Annotated in this window: 14 protein-coding genes; 7 read left to right on the forward strand and 7 right to left on the reverse strand. The window is 38.8% G+C overall.

The genetic code is table 11. The features are described 5' to 3' along the window. Nucleotides 1–23: 23 nt before the first annotated feature. On the reverse strand, nt 24–968 hold the full coding sequence (locus HL290_RS01865) for an alpha/beta hydrolase (protein WP_198495429.1): 945 nt from the start codon (nt 966–968) through the stop codon (nt 24–26). A gap of 185 nt (nt 969–1,153) precedes the next feature. On the opposite strand from HL290_RS01865, the gene pheA reads away from it, so the two are divergent. The 4 genes from pheA to HL290_RS01885 all read left to right on the forward strand — a co-directional run bounded on the left by pheA (nt 1,154) and on the right by HL290_RS01885 (nt 6,758). Next, a complete protein-coding gene (pheA, locus tag HL290_RS01870) occupies nt 1,154–2,263 on the forward strand; it encodes a prephenate dehydratase (RefSeq protein ID WP_003650703.1) in 1,110 nt (369 codons plus the stop codon). 108 nt (nt 2,264–2,371) lie between these two features. After that, entirely contained in the window at nt 2,372–4,618 is a 2,247-nt protein-coding gene (locus tag HL290_RS01875; RefSeq protein WP_198495430.1) for a bifunctional prephenate dehydrogenase/3-phosphoshikimate 1-carboxyvinyltransferase, read from the forward strand. A 127-nt stretch (nt 4,619–4,745) separates the two neighbouring features. Then, entirely contained in the window at nt 4,746–5,129 is a 384-nt protein-coding gene (locus HL290_RS01880; protein WP_004643460.1) for a hypothetical protein, read from the forward strand. Between the two features lie 168 nt (nt 5,130–5,297). Further along, a complete protein-coding gene (locus HL290_RS01885) occupies nt 5,298–6,758 on the forward strand; it encodes an aminoacyl-histidine dipeptidase (protein WP_198495431.1) in 1,461 nt (486 codons plus the stop codon). A gap of 34 nt (nt 6,759–6,792) precedes the next feature. Here HL290_RS01885 and rtcA read toward each other — a convergent pair whose 3' ends face one another. The 5 genes from rtcA to HL290_RS01910 all read right to left on the reverse strand — a co-directional run bounded on the left by rtcA (nt 6,793) and on the right by HL290_RS01910 (nt 11,454). After that, entirely contained in the window at nt 6,793–7,839 is a 1,047-nt protein-coding gene (gene rtcA, locus HL290_RS01890; RefSeq protein WP_198495432.1) for an RNA 3'-terminal phosphate cyclase, read from the reverse strand. A 259-nt stretch (nt 7,840–8,098) separates the two neighbouring features. Next, nucleotides 8,099–8,557 carry a DIP1984 family protein gene (locus HL290_RS01895; RefSeq protein WP_198495433.1) on the reverse strand — a complete coding sequence of 153 codons (459 nt, stop codon included), beginning with the start codon at nt 8,555–8,557 and terminating at the stop codon, nt 8,099–8,101. Between the two features lie 12 nt (nt 8,558–8,569). Further along, nucleotides 8,570–8,953, reverse strand: coding sequence for a hypothetical protein (locus HL290_RS01900; protein ID WP_198495434.1), 384 nt, complete (start codon nt 8,951–8,953; stop codon nt 8,570–8,572). A 2-nt stretch (nt 8,954–8,955) separates the two neighbouring features. Continuing rightward, nucleotides 8,956–10,224: an RtcB family protein gene (locus tag HL290_RS01905; RefSeq protein ID WP_198495435.1), complete on the reverse strand. Its 1,269-nt coding sequence runs from the start codon at nt 10,222–10,224 to the stop codon at nt 8,956–8,958. A gap of 255 nt (nt 10,225–10,479) precedes the next feature. Then, the gene (locus HL290_RS01910) at nt 10,480–11,454 is read right to left on the reverse strand and encodes a ribonuclease Z (RefSeq protein WP_198495436.1); all 975 of its coding nucleotides are present in this window, start codon (nt 11,452–11,454) and stop codon (nt 10,480–10,482) included. A 67-nt stretch (nt 11,455–11,521) separates the two neighbouring features. On the opposite strand from HL290_RS01910, the gene rtcR reads away from it, so the two are divergent. Continuing rightward, complete coding sequence (rtcR, locus tag HL290_RS01915) at nt 11,522–13,126, forward strand: RNA repair transcriptional activator RtcR (protein WP_198495437.1); 1,605 nt, start codon at nt 11,522–11,524, stop codon at nt 13,124–13,126. A 61-nt stretch (nt 13,127–13,187) separates the two neighbouring features. Here rtcR and HL290_RS01920 read toward each other — a convergent pair whose 3' ends face one another. Next, nucleotides 13,188–13,820, reverse strand: coding sequence for an alpha/beta hydrolase (locus tag HL290_RS01920; protein ID WP_004643457.1), 633 nt, complete (start codon nt 13,818–13,820; stop codon nt 13,188–13,190). Between the two features lie 125 nt (nt 13,821–13,945). Between HL290_RS01920 and yaaA the strand changes: the two genes are divergently transcribed. Both yaaA and HL290_RS01930 read left to right on the forward strand, forming a co-directional pair. Continuing rightward, nucleotides 13,946–14,719, forward strand: coding sequence for a peroxide stress protein YaaA (gene yaaA, locus HL290_RS01925; protein WP_056481132.1), 774 nt, complete (start codon nt 13,946–13,948; stop codon nt 14,717–14,719). Nucleotides 14,720–14,738: 19 nt separating this feature from the next. Beyond that, nucleotides 14,739–15,368, forward strand: a complete 630-nt coding sequence (locus tag HL290_RS01930) for a metal-dependent hydrolase (protein WP_198495438.1) — start codon at nt 14,739–14,741, stop codon at nt 15,366–15,368. Nucleotides 15,369–15,400 lie beyond the last annotated feature (32 nt).

A 15,400-nucleotide genomic window follows, 5' to 3' on the forward strand; every position in this document is an offset into this window, starting at 1 on the left:
TGCTCTTAAAATTTAAGTGCGTTTTACTCAGCTGTTTGCTGTGTAGGTTCATCAAATAAAGGTTTACAGCTTTCTAAGTTTTGGCATGCAGCAAACATAAGTGCTTTCGGCAAACTCGCATACAAATTGGTAATATGTTGTTCAGCAGGGTTATAAAAATGCCAATAAGCAAATTGGGCTGAGCGGCGGTTTTCCAAAGCTTTAAAGAAATCTTTTTCATTAAAGTTATGAGCAGATTGAGTACGAGGTCCGCCTTGTTCATGGGTGCCGACTGTGGTCAAAAGCATAGGAGGATTACTTTGTTTTTGACTCTGCCAAAAGTTTAATTTTTGAAATAGCATGCCTTGATCAAACCAGAGAGAAGGGCTAGCTGCGATGTAACGTTGGAATGCATTAGGTTTTTGAAAAAATTGATAAAGCACAAATAACCCTCCAAATGAGTGGCCATAAATACTTTGCTCTTGGTTATTAATTGGAAACTGTTTGGCTATTTCTGGTTTGAGTTCGTTATTTAAAAATGCAATAAACTGATCAGCACCACCATATTTATATTTACCTTGAGCCTGAAATTCAGCAGAAGGTTTAGGGGTGTAGTCATAAGCACGTTTTTGTACATCAAAAGTTTTTTGTTTGGGGTAACCGACCGCGACGATCATGAGCGGGTCTAGGCCTAATTTTGTAGAACCTGCCCCAATAGATTGAGCGATATTGACTGCACTTGGAAAGGTTGCATTTCCGTCTAATATATAAAGTATTGGATAACCATGTTGCGGTGGAGCAACTGGTGGTTTATAGACCTGAATCAAATAATCATGGCCTGTATTTTTAGAGTTAATTTGAAATTGTGCCTGATTGTTTTGAAAAACGATTTTTGATTGATTTTGTGTAGAAGTTTGAGCCAAAACAGAGCCACTTACTAATGAGCTCAAAAGAAAACTGCAAGATAAAAAGAAAAATGAGTTATGCATAATGAACAAGAATAAAATTTATTACGCAAATGATAAATGAAAATCATTATCAAATAAAGCGATCTGAGGAATCCTGCCAAGACGGTTTAATGAAAAAAGCCAATACAGCCATATTGCCTAACAAATCAAAGCAGACTATTGTTATACTCTCGTTTAAAAGATGATTTTGCTGAGGCTGCATTCCAATGATCAACGATGATCAAAACAAAACGACTTCTCTTAGTTTAGAACAAATTCGCGAAGATATTGATAGCGTGGATCAACAGATTCAAGAATTATTAAATCGACGCGCAAGCCTTGCTGAAGCAGTTGCGAAAGCGAAATTTGCTTCCGAAGAGAATCCTTTGTTTTATCGTCCTGAACGTGAAGCACAAGTCTTACGTAAAGTCATGGAGCGCAATCAAGGTCCTTTGTCTGATGTAACCATGGCGCGTTTGTTCCGTGAAATTATGTCTGCTTGCCTTGCTTTAGAAGCGCCGCAAAGTATTGCGTTTTTAGGGCCAGAAGGTACTTTTACTCAATCTGCTGTGCTTAAGCATTTTGGTAAAGATGCGGTTGTACGCCCACTTCCAACAATTGATGAAGTCTTCCGTGAAGTGGAAGCGGGTAGTGCACATTACGGTGTAGTTCCAGTTGAGAACTCATCTGAAGGTGTTGTAAACCATACCTTAGATTGCTTTAAAACATCGAATTTAAACGTGATTGGTGAAGTTGAATTACGTATTCATCATCAATTCCTTGTTTCTGAAAATACACGTAAAGACAGTATTAAGCAGATTTATGCGCATCAACAAACTTTGGCTCAATGTCGCCAATGGTTAGATGCACATTATCCGGGTGTTGAGCGCGTTGCTTTAAACTCAAATGCAGAAGCTGCACGTCGTATTCGTAATGAATGGCATTCGGCAGCGATTGCATCTGATATTGCAGCAGGCATGTATAACCTTGAAATCTTACATAGCAATATTGAAGATAATCCGGAAAATACCACACGGTTCTTAGTAATCGGTCGTGAAAAAATTCCACAAAGTGGCAATGATAAAACATCATTATTGATTTCAGCGCATGACCGTGCGGGTGCTTTATTAGAAATTTTAGCACCATTTGCAAAACATAATATTAGCTTAACAAGTATTGAGACTCGTCCAGCATTACCTGAAAAATGGGCCTATGTATTCTTTATCGATTTAGAAGGTCATATCGAACAAGAGAATGTTGCTGCTGCGATTAATGATATTCGCCCAATGGTGAAAGAGATTCGTATTTTAGGTTCTTATCCTGCCGCTGTTCTGTAATCACTTATGTTGGAATAATGACATGTATTTAAGATAAGCATGTCATTATGCTTAAAAACAAATTGCTCAATGGTTTAAATATCTTTGAGCAAAAGCAAAGTTGAAGTTATGTCACAACCCCTATTTAAAAAAGTTGCATTTATTGGTTTAGGACTCATCGGGTCGAGTTTAGCTCGTGTTATTGTTGCAGACAAGTTGGCGACAACTATTGTGGCATCTACACGCTCACATAAAACTTTAGAAGATGCAAAATCACTTGGCTTAATACACGAAGGATTTTCTGATCCAGTTGAAGCCGTGAAAGGAGCAGATTTAGTCGTTTTAGCCTTGCCAGTGCGTGCTACGCAAAAAGTGCTTGAGCAAATTAAACCTTATTTGTCAGAAACCACAATTTTAACCGATGTGGGAAGTACAAAAGGTAATGTCGTTGATGCAGCAAAAGCTGTATTTGGTGAAGATTTACCAGCAGGTTTTGTGCCAGGGCATCCTATAGCGGGTAGTGAACATACAGGTGTCCACGCGGGTAAAGTTGACTTATTTGCAAATCATAAAGTGATTTTAACGCCGTTACCAACAAGTGCAGAATGGGCGGTTGATAAACTGATTCAACTTTGGTCGGCAGCAAAAGCTGAAGTCATTTGTATGGATGTTGCTAAGCATGATGAAGTGCTGGCACATACGAGTCACTTACCACATTTAATGGCATTTAATCTGGTCGAGCAACTTGCGAATCGTGAAGATAATCTTGATATTTTCCGTTATGCAGCAGGTGGTTTTCGTGACTTTTCGCGAATTGCGGCTAGTGATCCCCAAATGTGGCATGACATTTTCTTTGCCAATAAAACAGCTATATTAAATGCTGTAGATGGCTTCGAAAAGCAGCTTACTGTACTTAGAAAATTGATTGAAAACGAAGACTCTCATGCATTAATGGGTTTGCTTGGCCATGCTCAGGCAGCCCGTCAGCATTTCAATCATATGTTAGCCAAAAAACCTTTAATGGAGAAAAATAAGGTGACACAGCAATTCAGTATCTTACCGGGAAATAAAACTTTTAAAGGTAAATTTACCGTACCGGGTGACAAATCTGTGTCACATCGCTCCATTATGTTTGGTGCTATTGCCGAAGGCACTACCCATGTCACTGGCTTCCTTGAAGGTGAAGACGCGTTAGCAACTTTGCAAGCTTTCCGTGATATGGGTGTAAGCATTGAAGGCCCTAAAAATGGTGAAGTGACCATTCATGGCGTGGGTATGCATGGCTTAAAAGCACCTGCAAGTGCATTGTATATGGGTAACTCTGGAACAAGCATGCGTTTGCTTTCAGGTATGCTCTCTGCACAGAAATTTGATTCAGTCATGACAGGTGATGCTTCACTTTCTAAACGTCCAATGGAGCGTATTGCTAAACCATTGCGTTTAATGGGCGCGCAAATTCAAACGACAGGTGAAAAAGGTACACCACCTGTAAGTATTACTGGTGCTCAGCAATTAAAAGGTATTCAATACGATTTACCTATGGCGTCGGCTCAAGTGAAGTCTGGTATTTTACTTGCAGGCTTATGGGCTGAAGGTGAAACTTCGGTAACTGAACCAGAGCCAACCCGTGATCATACTGAACGCATGCTTCGTGCATTTGGTTATGATGTTAAGACTGAAGGCAACAAAATTTCCCTTGTTGGTGGCGGTAAATTAGTGGGTACTGACATTCAAGTACCATCTGATATCTCATCTGCTGCTTTCTTTATGGTGGGTGCTGCAATTACTGAAGGCGCCGACGTTGTGCTTGAAGCTGTAGGTATTAACCCAACACGTACTGGTGTGATTGAAATTTTAAAACAAATGGGTGCTGACCTCACTGTTGAAAATGAACGTATTGCTGGTGGCGAACCTATTGCTGATATTCATATTAAAGGTTCACGCACGCTTAAAGGCATTCATATGCCAGAAGACCAAGTGCCTTTAGCAATTGATGAATTCCCAGCTTTATTTATTGCAGCAGCTTGTGCAGAAGGACAGACCGTATTAACTGGCGCAGCAGAGCTTCGCGTGAAAGAGTCTGACCGTATTCAAGTGATGGCAGATGGCTTAAAAATCATGGGTATTGACTGCACACCAACTGAAGATGGCATCATTATTGAAGGTAAGGGTAAGTCTGGCGATTGGTCACCAATTTTTACTGGTGGTCAAGTTGAATCACATCATGACCACCGTATTGCCATGAGCTTTAGTATGGCAGGCCTTCGTAATTCTGGTCCGATTACGATTCAAGGTACGGAAACAGTTGCTACCAGCTTCCCAACTTTTACTGAGTTGGCGAATCGTGCAGGCTTAACGATTGAAGTTAGCCAATAACTTTTTACCTAACACATTTTATAATTGCTAACACAATAGCAACGGCAGCAGCGGGCTAAATGCTTGGCTGCTGTTTGTTTATTGCTTATGCTAAGTGCAGATAATGATAATAGTGTTAGGACAAAGGATGAAAAAATTACAATTTATTGCCAGTTGCCCACAACATGGGGTGCTTGATCATCCACCAAATGAATGCCATATCACCCAAGAATATGTAGCGGCTTTATTATTTAAACAATTGGGGCATTATGGTTTTGATGCGCAACATATTGTGCATGAACATGAAAAAGTAGAAGTGAGTATTGATAATCATCTTTTACCCTTGTCTATTACTTGCCAAAAAACAGACCATGATGGGCATTTGATGTGTGAAATCTCTGCCAATCCAGATGAAGAACAAGACTGGTTTGAGAAAATTGAAACACAAAGCATTATTCGTCAGCTCGCGCAGGCTGTTGAAAATAGTTTGAAAGCCGATCAAAGCTTTTCAGCATTTGAATGGAAAAATTAAATAAAACAATTCTTAAGACTCTTTCATTAAGTACGACTTTTAGAAAAGTCGTACTCTCTTTAGATTAAAGATAAAAATACAAAATCTTTACTCAAATCTCTACCTATCTTTAATGCGTTGTGTATATTGAAATTATTACGATATTTACATAATTAGAGTGTGGTTTTCATGACACAAGTTGATATTGCAGCGTTATCTCCTCAAGTCGTTTGGCAGCATTTCCAAACACTTTGCACCATTCCTCGTCCATCAAAGCATGAACAGCAGCTTCGTGAGTTTTTGCAAAACTGGGCACAAAGTCGAAATTTAGAAACTTACGTAGATGAAGTAGGAAATTTGATTATTCGCAAGAATGCGACTGCGGGTAAAGAAGATGTATCAGGAGTCATTCTTCAAGGCCATTTAGATATGGTCACACAAGCCAACACTGGCACAGTACATGACTTCTTTAAAGACCCGATTCGCCCAATACTCGAAGATGGCTGGTTAATTGCCAAAGACACCACTTTGGGTGCAGACAATGGCATTGGGGTAGCCTTAGCTTTAGCTGTATTAGATTCAAATGATATTGCTCATGGGCCAATTGAAGTTCTTTTAACAGTTGATGAAGAAGCAGGTATGAGCGGTGCACGGCTTTTACAAGCAGGCGTGTTAAAAGGCAGATGGTTATTCAATATTGATACAGAAGAGTGGGGTGAGTTATATCTCGGATGTGCTGGTAGTATTGATGTCGAAGTCGAGCAGTCGCTTACTTATGAGACAATCCCTGAAAACTTGACCATTGTAAACATTCAGGTTGCTGGCCTTAAAGGTGGTCACTCTGGTGTAGATATTCATTTAGGACGTGGCAATGCCAATGTTATTCTGGCCCGCTTTTTAAATGAGTATTTAGCAAAGCTTGGTGGAAGACTTGTTGAGTTTAGTGGTGGTTCAGCTCGTAATGCACTACCTCGAGAAGCAGTTGCAACCATTGCGATTTCGCCTAACCAATTACCTGAATTAGAAAAATTACTCGCTGAATATCAAACGACATGGAAAAAACAGCTACAGGGTATTGATGACAACCTGCGATTAACTATTCAAGCTACTAGCGTTGAAACGAATCAAGTGATTATTCAACAACAGCAAAATGAATGGTTACAAGCTTTGGCAACAAGTCCATACGGCGTTGCAAGTATGAGTCAAGCTCTTCCAGATGTGGTTGAGACTTCAAATAATATTGGGGTTGTAAAATTAAATCGAGAGGGTGGAAAAGCTGTCTTAATGGTCCGCTCAATGGTGAACCAAGAAGCTGAAGATTTTGCAAAGAAAATTCAGGCGCATTTTAGTCAATTTAATATCGCTTCTACACTCACGCCGTTGGTTTCGGGGTGGACGCCAAATCCTGACTCGGCTGCTTTAAAGTGCTTACAGCAAGCCTATCAAAAGGCTTTTAACATTGAGCCAAAGCTCAAAGTAATTCATGCAGGTTTAGAGTGCGGGATTATTGCCGAGCATTATCCACATTTACAGATGGTTTCTTTTGGACCAGATATTCAGGGAGCGCATGCACCGGGTGAGCGAGTCAAAGTAGATACTGTAGATAATTGCTGGAAGTTGTTGGTGACGGCTTTGGCATCTGTAGAGTAATTTTTTAGAAATTAGAAGCTCATTAGTGAGCTTCTTAAACGTTGACCTTTACATGAAAATGATCTGGACTTAACTCGACAAACTTGATTTCACAATCAATAAATTTTTCAATCATAGCTGCTTGAGTGCGAGTGTGTTCACTAATACATTGTGCGGTGAACTCACCACCTTGACCTAAGGCCAAAGGCAATAACAACTGATCTGCTAAATACTCATCCACAGCAGCATTAGATTCCGTATATTGCTTCACTTGTTCAGCCAAATGATTGGCAATTTGTTCTGCACTTTTTCGCATTTCGCCTAAAGAGGTAAATAGCTGGGTATGATGCTTATGTTCAAGTTTTACATACACCGTATTGCCTTGGCTGATTCCATTCAGCTGAAATTGCTTTTGTGTATCCAATTTCAGTCTTTTATTTAAAGTCGCTAATTCTCGTTGTGCAATTTGCGCTTCTTCTGAAAGATTTAATACTGCTGCAAACGCCTCAGTACATTGCAAAGCACCACGATCTAATAAATTTAAGCGGTTTCGATGTTGCCACGGCTGAATCGTAACTTGAATTTCACCCGCACCAATTGGAAAGAAGCCTGCTTTGTTTAATTTAAAATCGACGTGAATTCCAATTTTTGTTAGAGCAGGTAAAAAGCAGTGTTCAATAAAATCTGCTGTTGGTGCAAGCGGGTTATGTGTACCCCCTGAGATGGTGAGTTCACTAGCTTCATTCTGTAATAACAAAACAGGTAGAAGCGTTTGTAAAACCAGTGTTGTACTACCTGCGGAACCAATTTGAAATTGATATTTCCCACTTTGAACATGTTGAGGTGCGAAATATAACCGTGGGCTATGTAACTCAGTACCTTCAACATAAGCTTGGCTAATTTGTTGAGATGCCTGTACACAAACTAAATGTTGGCGCATTAAACCTGGTTTTTTACGTCCCGAGCGTATATTAATTAATTCAAATGCCTGACCTGTAATCATTGAAAGGGCAAGGGCGGTTCGTAAAATCTGTCCACCGCCTTCACCTTGTGAGCCATCAATTTGAATGGTTGTTGGCATATTTGCCAAAGCTTTATTCACTTCTATTTTCCTTATTTTCTAATTTAATGAACATACTGTCAGTACATGGTGGTGCGAAGTAACGTGTAACTTTGCTTTCGACAAAGGTTTGCTAGGTGCATAGTGCTGAGCCTGATAAGTGAATATCGATGCACGGCTCACATGCTGCCATAGCCGCCTGAATTATTTTCAATCCCTCAGATCGGAGTAACGCGGGATCTTGTACTCGCCCAGTATGCCCAAACTTTGATTGTGAAAATGATTCCACAAAATCTATTGTTTATTCGATTAAATCAATTTGCCAGTTGGCAGCTTGAATTTTGATGTTTAAGTCACGGAGTTTCGCACTGATATCATCAGCCTGCTTTTGTAAGCTAGAAACAGGAATGACTTTCTTCCACTTAATTTCACGTGAGCTATAACGATCAGGTTCTCGATGTGTATTGGCAATCGCATCCATTAAGATCTTATGCTGTTCAGCATAACTATCTCTTAAGCTCAGTAGTGATAATAACGTTTTTCCATCTTCTAACTTTGCTTGAGCATTGGTTAGATGAATACGATAAATCAACTGATTGCTTTCTTGGGTTAAAGCAAACACCTGTTTGATTAGTTCATTAGGGTCTTCACTTGGTTCATCGCCATCTTGTATCAATACATTGGCATTGATTCGTTGTTTTAACGAAGCGAGCTTTTTTTGTTGATCGCTTCGAAGTAAAAGTGCTTCTGCGAGTTTCATTTTATTTACCTTTTATTCAATATGCACAATCACTAAGTTCGAAATATCTTCTAATTGCATAGTAGTTTTTGCACATTCAGTAATGTCTTCTAAAGTTTCATCTTCATGCCAAGTTGTCATAAAGCAATGATCGGCTTGTGGTTGATAGTTATAAAGAACTAGATATGTTTCATCTAGGACATCATGCCAAACAGAACACTCATATCCTGTAACCATCGCTTGAATACAGAGTTTGGAATAGACAATCTGCTCACAAATCCAATTACGCCATTTAGGCAGAATTTGATCGGTTTCCACAACCAAAAGGATGTAATAGGGTTGTTCAGGCAGAATCAGATGCTTTTCTTCATTTGCCCTGATTCTATAGCTTCGAATATTTAAACAACCTTTTTCCATATTTAACCCTTAACACACACCACTTGTCTTAATGTATAAACCACTTCAACCAAATCGCTCTGAGCTTTCATTACATCTTCAATCGGTTTATATGCCGATGGAATTTCATCAATAACTGCAGCATCTTTACGGCATTCCACACCTTCAGTTTGTGCAATCTGATCTTCCACAGTAAAACGTCGTTTTGCTTCAGTACGACTTATAACACGGCCTGCACCATGCGAACATGAACAGAAAGATTCCTGATTTCCAAGCCCACGGACAATAAACGACTTCGCTCCCATTGAACCTGGAATAATTCCATATTCACCTAGACGTGCACGGACAGCACCTTTACGGGTGACCATTACTTCTTCACCGTAGTGTTCTTCCTTTTCCACATAGTTATGGTGACAGTTCACTGCTTCCAAACGTGCTTGAAAAGGCTTTGGTACAATCGTAGCCAAGGCTTTAATTGCAGATTGCATCATGATTTCTCGGTTCTTCATGGCAAAGCGCTGAGCCCAACCTACAGCAAACCAGTAATCATCAAAATGTTCAGTTCCTTCGACTAAATATGCTAAATCTTTATTTGGCAAGTTAATAAAATGCTTCTGCATATCTTTACGTGCAAGCTCAATAAAATGATTACCGATAGCATTTCCTACACCACGAGAACCTGAGTGCAACATAATCCATACATGTTCATGTTCATCTAAACAGATTTCGACAAAGTGGTTTCCTGTACCTAAAGTTCCCAAATGCTTGCGGTTATTGGTGTTTTTTAAACGTGGATGTTTGGCACAAATGTATTCAAAATCTGCAACAAGATCGGCCCAAGCTTGATCTACCATTTCTGGTGGAGTTTCCCATGAACCACGATCTCGCCCGCGTTTAGTCATTCCATGTGGAATTAAACGTTCAAGTTCAGTACGTAGAGCATGTAAGTTATCTGGTAAATCTGAAGCAGTTAAGCTTGTACGGGTTGCCATCATTCCACAACCAATATCTACACCCACAGCAGCAGGAATAATTGCCCCTTTGGTCGGAATCACACTACCAATAGTTGCGCCTAAACCGAAGTGTACATCTGGCATTACAGCCATCCATTTATAAATAAAAGGCATTTGAGCAGTTTGCAATAATTGTTGTTTTGAGTTGTCATCAACAAGCACACCTTTAGTCCACATTTTGACTGGCATAGTTTTTTCATTTTGCAGAACTTGGTAAGCACGTTCTTGCTGCTTTTGTTCAAATTGAGCTTGTTGGTTAATTTCTTCAATGACAGACATTTTCTTTTCCTTTTAAAAGCCTGCCTGCCAAGCGTTTGCAGGCAGGTGTTATTCACAATATCCCAATGATGTTGTGTGCTTTGTACTATTGCACTGAGTGTGCCAACTTTTTAAAAAGCACTTAATTAAAATATAAGTTATTGAAAATAATATATAAAAATAATTAACTTCTCTGTGTGGTTAATTTTTATTGGAGATTTTAATGTTTAAAATGTATCTAAAAATATATTTAAATATCTTTTTAGATATGTATTGTTAATGGGCTTTACGATTTTTATCGACTTTTAAAAGCTGTCCAGCTTCGTTTAAGGTAAAATCATCAAAATCATTTGCTAAATAAAAATGACCTTTATAAAACTGGCGAACTTCTTCAATAATAGCTTGCTGTCCAGTTCTATCCTGATGTCTAGGGCTAAAGTGCGTCAGAATTAAATTACTCAAAGATTGCTGTTCTGCAAATTCAGCCACCATTTTTGCTGAGCTATGCATTGGACCTTTGCCCACCTTATCTAAAACTGTTTGCAAGTATGTTGATTCGTGAATAAGTAGTTGGGCATCTTTGCAAGCGTCAGCTAACAGTTCAGGTTGGTCATTATCACCACCTATAATTGCATGAACTTGTTGATTTTGAATTTTGATAAAGTCTTGAGCTTTTAGAGTTTGTCCGTCAAATTCAACATTGTAGCCTCGTTTTAAATGGCCCCACATATCGCCTTGAGGTACGCCTAACTGAGTTAGAGCTTGGGTATCTAACTTCTTCTGAATAGATTTGATATAAATGCTAAAAGCAAAACTTGGAACACGATGGCTTAGTGGATGTGCTTGAACGATGAATTCATCGGTGATCTGCTGTGGCTGTGTTGCTTCATTCACATCAATAAAATGGAGTGAATAGGGTAAATGTAAATCTGTAAGTTGGGCAGTGATTTCAAACCATTGCTGAATTTCTTTCGGTGCAATCACGATTAATGGTTTGCTACGGGCATTCATGCCTGCACTTGCCAATAAACCAACTAGACCATAACAATGATCACCGTGAACATGTGTAATACAAATGGCAACTAGGTTTTGTAAGGAAAGTTTGGCTTGTTGAATGCGGTGCTGCGTCCCTTCTCCTGCATCAATTAAAATCCAGTCCTTATTTTTGCTGTTACGAACCGCTAATCCTGAAACATTACGTGTCAGGGTGGGTACACCTGAAGATGTACCTAGAAAAGTAAAATGAAGCATATTCTTGGAATTTTTTAGTCAAATGCGTATTGTATATTATAGACACTTATAAAATTTTATAGAAATTATGGCGGATGCAAAGAAAACAGTCGTTATTGGCTTTGTCGGTTCTACACTTGATCAGGGGAGGAAGCCCGATCGATGGCAACGTTGGCGTCCTACAATTAGTCTGTTAATGCATGAAGATTTACTTGTAGATGAATTGGTGTTGTTACATGACAGGCAGCATCATAATTTAGTTAAATCTATAGCAGCAGACGCGAAAGAAATTTCTCCACAAACACAGATTTCTGGACATAAAGTCAGTATTAAAGATCCTTGGGATTTTGCAGAGGTGTATGGGGCACTTTATGATTTTGTAAAAACATATCCGTTTGATGTCGAAAAAAATAACTATTTATTGCATATCACTACGGGAACACATGTTGCTCAAATTTGTTGGTATTTATTGGTCGATGCACATTATTTGCCAGCTCAACTTATTCAGAGTTCACCTAATCAACAAAAGACCTCAGAAGGTGAATATAGAATTATTGATCTGGATTTATCTCGATACGATGTTTTAAAACAGCGATTCGATGATGAACAAAAGCAAAATTGGCAACAACTTAAAGAAAATATTTCTACTCATAATAAAGCGTTTAATCAGCTTATTGAGGAAGTTGAATTAGTTGCAACCCGCTCTAGTGCGCCTATTTTAATTATGGGTGCAACAGGTGTTGGTAAGTCTCATTTGGCAAAACAGATTTTTCAGTTAAAGAAAGATAAATTTCAATTAAGCGGTCGTTTTATTGATGTTAACTGTGCGACCTTACGCGGTGATAGTGCCATGTCCACTTTATTTGGTCATATAAAAGGTGCATTCACAGGAGCAGCTGCTTCTCGTGCTGGTCTACTAAAAAGTGCTGACCAAGGCATTTTGTTTTTAGATGAAATTGGTGAGTTAGGGCTTGATGAACAAGCAATGCTTCTTAAAGCGCTTGAAGACAAAAGCTTCTTTCCAGTTGGAAGTGATAAGGAAATTCAGGCAGATTTTCAGCTGATTGCGGGTACTAACCGTGATTTACGTAATGAAGTTCAGGCTGGTCGTTTTCGTGAAGATTTATGGGCCCGTTTGAATACATGGACATTCTTTTTACCAAATTTAAAAGACCGTATAGAAGATATTGCCCCCAACATTGATTTTGAGCTACAACGTTTTGCAGCAATTCATCAAAGACAATTACGTTTTCAAAGTGATGCTTTAGAAATGTATTTAAAATTTGCTAAGTCAGCAGATGCATCATGGCAAGGAAATTTTAGAGATCTAGCCGCGAGCGTGACTCGTTTAGCAACTTTATCGCAAGGTGAGTTAATTCGCCGTGAAACTGTAGAAAAAGAAATTCAACGGTTAAAGCAACTTTGGTTTATTCAGACCGCATCTTGCAATGATGGAAATAGAGACGCAGACATTCTATTGAACTATTTGAGTTCTGAACAACTAGAGCAAATAGATGAGTTTGACCAGATTCAATTACGTGGTGTACTTAAAGTTTGTGAAAATTCAAAATCAATGGCAGAGGTGGGAAGACAACTCTTTTCGGTGTCTCGTCAACAACGTAATACAACAAATGATAGTGATCGAGTGAAAAAATATTTGGCCCGTTTTGGACTGAGTTGGAATAATTTTTAGTAGTTACAGGGCTTATGAAATGATGGACATAGACTCAATCTATGTCCATCAAACTTACTGCTTATTTCATAATAATAAAGCGTGTAATGATTTGGCGAAGCTGTTTTAAATAGCCTGTAAAGAAGTGGTTAGCGCCCGGTAAAATCGTAATTGGGTGCTTTTGAGGTTTCGCCCATGCAATCGCATCTGAAAGCAAGGTAATGTCATCTTGCTCACCATGAATGAGTAGAATATCACCTTGAATTTCTGGAGTTTTGTAGTGGCGCAAACCCACTACGGTAGCCGTTGGTAAACCACACAAAATTAACTGTACAGGTCGTAATTCAGGATTAAGCTGTGCAAAGCATTTTGCCAAAACATGTGAGCCGAAGCTAAAGCCGCCTGCATAAAATGGCAAGCCTTCATGTAGCTTACGAACATGTTCAATTACGGCTAAAATATCTTCGGTTTCGCCATGACCTTCATCATGAATACCTTCACTGCCGCCTAAGCCACGGAAACTAGGGCGATAAACAATACAGCCATATTCATTAAAGATTTGGGTTAAAAGGGCAGGGACTTTATGTTGAGGGGTTCCACCTTGCAATGGATGCGGATGGCAAACAACCGCAAAGCCTTTGATTTCACCTTCAGGGCGGTCAACGAAAAGTTCAATTTTACCTACTGGACCCTGGATGAAAGTTTGCTCAGACATATAAGAACCGCTAAATAACAATACGTGATGCTATTTTACCGATAGTCGTCATTGAAAACACGAGTTAGCATTAAAAAATATCTACTGTTATAGTTGGGATTAAGAATAATTTTTTCAGGTTGTCTATGCTTGCTTTAATTTCTCCTGCAAAAACTTTAGATTATGAAACAGCGTTACCTACAGATGAGTTTACTCAGCCTCGGTTGTTAGAACACTCAGCACAATTAATTGAGGTCTGCCGAAAACTCTCTGCTTCCGAAATTGCCAATTTAATGAGTGTCAGTGAAAAAATTGCCACGCTAAATGCAGACCGATTTAGAGATTGGAAGCCCGAATTTGATTTTTCAAATGCTCGTCAGGCGATTTATGCGTTTAAAGGTGACGTGTATACGGGTTTAGATGCCTATCATTTAAAAGATAAAGATATTGATTTTGCACAGCAGCATTTACGTATGCTATCTGGCTTATATGGTTTATTACGACCTTTAGATTTAATGATGCCTTATCGTCTTGAGATGGGCACTAAATTAAAAAATTTACGTGGTCATAATTTGTATGAGTTCTGGGGTGAAATTATCACGAACCAGATTAATGAAGACTTGGCGGCAATTAAATCTGAATTACTTGTAAATCTAGCTTCAGATGAGTATTACAAATCGGTCAACGAAAAGAAAATTAAGGCTGAAATTGTTAAGCCTGTTTTTCTTGACCAGAAAAATGGCAAATATAAAGTCATTAGTTTCTATGCGAAAAAAGCACGCGGTTTAATGGCTCGTTTTATGATTGAAAACCAATTAAATAAAGCTGAGGATATTAAAGCGTTCAATACCGATGGATACTACTTTGATGCTGAAAACTCATCAGCAAAAGAGCTAGTATTTAAACGCGATGAGCAATAATCCTGAGCGTGGTTAATATATGATGATGCAGCTTTACTTATTAAAACTGGAACATGTTTGGTTTGAGCTGCATCAGCATTATCATTTTTCTGACCCACAAAAAATCTTAAATATACTCATCGCTGCTTATAGTGAAAAGCAGCGGGCCTATCATACTGTTCAACATTTATATGAATGCTTAGCTTTGCTCGAATCAGTTCGATCTGATTTGAATGATGCCTATGCGGTTGCATTGGCTCTTTGGTTTCATGATGTTATCTATGATCCACAAGCTAAAGATAATGAACTTAAAAGTGCTGAACTCTTTGAGCAATGTATGGCTCAAGATTTACCAGTAAATACCGTTCAGAAAATAAAGCAGTGGATTTTTGCCACGCAAAAGCATATAGCGACTGATGAGTTAGATTTACAATTTTTATTGGATATCGATTTAGCTATTTTGGCAGCAACTCCAGAACGTTTTATGCAATATGAACAGCAAATCCAGCAGGAATATGCTTGGGTCGATCCAGAAGTATATTCAATCAAAAGAAAAGACGTTCTAGCGCATTTTTATCAGTCAGACCCACTTTATCAGACGACTTATTTTCAACAGAATTTTGAGTTAAGAGCAAAGCAAAATTTACAGAGGACATTAGGCATAGCCTAAGTAAATATAAGAATGTTTATCTATGGATTGGA

The organism is Acinetobacter sp. AC1-2, assembly GCF_016124155.1.
Taxonomy (GTDB): domain Bacteria; phylum Pseudomonadota; class Gammaproteobacteria; order Pseudomonadales; family Moraxellaceae; genus Acinetobacter; species Acinetobacter calcoaceticus.

Excerpts from the sequence above, each read along its gene's own strand:
- HL290_RS01900 (WP_198495434.1), bottom strand. The coding sequence starts at position 8,953 with ATGGAAAAAGGTTGTTTAAATATTCGAAGCTATAGAATCAGGGCAAAT.
- HL290_RS01880 (WP_004643460.1), top strand. The coding sequence starts at position 4,746 with ATGAAAAAATTACAATTTATTGCCAGTTGCCCACAACATGGGGTGCTT.
- HL290_RS01875 (WP_198495430.1), top strand. The coding sequence starts at position 2,372 with ATGTCACAACCCCTATTTAAAAAAGTTGCATTTATTGGTTTAGGACTC.
- HL290_RS01885 (WP_198495431.1), top strand. The coding sequence starts at position 5,298 with ATGACACAAGTTGATATTGCAGCGTTATCTCCTCAAGTCGTTTGGCAG.
- HL290_RS01910 (WP_198495436.1), bottom strand. The coding sequence starts at position 11,454 with ATGCTTCATTTTACTTTTCTAGGTACATCTTCAGGTGTACCCACCCTG.
- yaaA (WP_056481132.1), top strand. The coding sequence starts at position 13,946 with ATGCTTGCTTTAATTTCTCCTGCAAAAACTTTAGATTATGAAACAGCG.
- HL290_RS01905 (WP_198495435.1), bottom strand. The coding sequence starts at position 10,224 with ATGTCTGTCATTGAAGAAATTAACCAACAAGCTCAATTTGAACAAAAG.
- pheA (WP_003650703.1), top strand. The coding sequence starts at position 1,154 with ATGATCAACGATGATCAAAACAAAACGACTTCTCTTAGTTTAGAACAA.
- HL290_RS01930 (WP_198495438.1), top strand. The coding sequence starts at position 14,739 with ATGATGATGCAGCTTTACTTATTAAAACTGGAACATGTTTGGTTTGAG.
- HL290_RS01895 (WP_198495433.1), bottom strand. The coding sequence starts at position 8,557 with ATGAAACTCGCAGAAGCACTTTTACTTCGAAGCGATCAACAAAAAAAG.
- rtcR (WP_198495437.1), top strand. The coding sequence starts at position 11,522 with ATGGCGGATGCAAAGAAAACAGTCGTTATTGGCTTTGTCGGTTCTACA.
- HL290_RS01920 (WP_004643457.1), bottom strand. The coding sequence starts at position 13,820 with ATGTCTGAGCAAACTTTCATCCAGGGTCCAGTAGGTAAAATTGAACTT.
- HL290_RS01865 (WP_198495429.1), bottom strand. The coding sequence starts at position 968 with ATGCATAACTCATTTTTCTTTTTATCTTGCAGTTTTCTTTTGAGCTCA.